Genomic DNA, 847 nt, shown 5'->3' on the forward strand with positions numbered 1-847 from the left:
TTTTGCTAAAGCTAAACAAACAGATTATGAGAAAATCAAAGTAAAATGGAAAAAAATGATAGATTTACTCTATCATTCTCAGGAAAGACCGATGCGTTTTTTGCGCTATTTTATTTTGGCAAGATATGCAGAAGATGGAAATTATATTGCAGAAAAAGAAGTCTATGATTGGTTTCTCAAAAATGAATCTAGATGTGGATATAATACTGAACCTATTCTATTTGTGAATGATTTATTAGCCTCAGCAGAAGCATTCTGAATATGTTTAACAGAACGAGTAGGAGACCTTTGGTCTAAATCTGTTTGCATAGCAATACTTTCTAGTATTCCCCTACTTTCTTCATATTGTAGTTCTACCCTATGTTTAAACTGGTCATTACCCCAGTCATCTGTATATAGAGAAGTAATCTTATTTTTTAATGCTTCAATACGTTCATTTGAATTAATAGTTAATAAATAATCTCGAATTGCACAGAGAACTAAATAAGCAGTAGTCATCCGTTGCTGCCCATCAATTACTTCATACAAATTATCCCCACGACTACAAACAATTATACTGCCAATAAAATACTCAGAATAAGAATTTTGATTTTGCTCAGAAAATTCTTCATATATATCTTGAATAAATTCATTTACTTCTTTTTCCTCCCAAACATATTCGCGCTGATAATCAGGAATGACATAAAATTCATCAAATAACTTTTCTAGAGTCATGTCTTGAGATTCGATACTTGCCATATAATTACCTCAATAGTTTTAATCAGGAAGAAAGAAGTAATATAGCATTTTCTAAGCGTAAGGAAGAAGGAAGAGGGAAGAAGGAAGAATGAAGAAAAAATGGATGGGG

At 31.5% G+C, this 847-nt stretch carries 1 protein-coding gene; it reads right to left on the reverse strand.

Translation table 11 applies throughout. The annotated features are described in order from the left end of the window. Nucleotides 1-162: 162 nt before the first annotated feature. Complete coding sequence (locus tag D5R40_RS33430) at nt 163-738, reverse strand: DUF262 domain-containing protein (protein WP_124155921.1); 576 nt, start codon at nt 736-738, stop codon at nt 163-165. Between the last annotated feature and the right edge of the window lie 109 nt (nt 739-847).

Source organism: Okeania hirsuta, from assembly GCF_003838195.1.
GTDB classification, from domain to species: domain Bacteria; phylum Cyanobacteriota; class Cyanobacteriia; order Cyanobacteriales; family Microcoleaceae; genus Okeania; species Okeania hirsuta.

What these genes read in the sequence shown, in the direction of transcription:
- D5R40_RS33430 (WP_124155921.1), bottom strand. Translation starts at nt 738, where the DNA reads ATGGCAAGTATCGAATCTCAAGACATGACTCTAGAAAAGTTATTTGAT.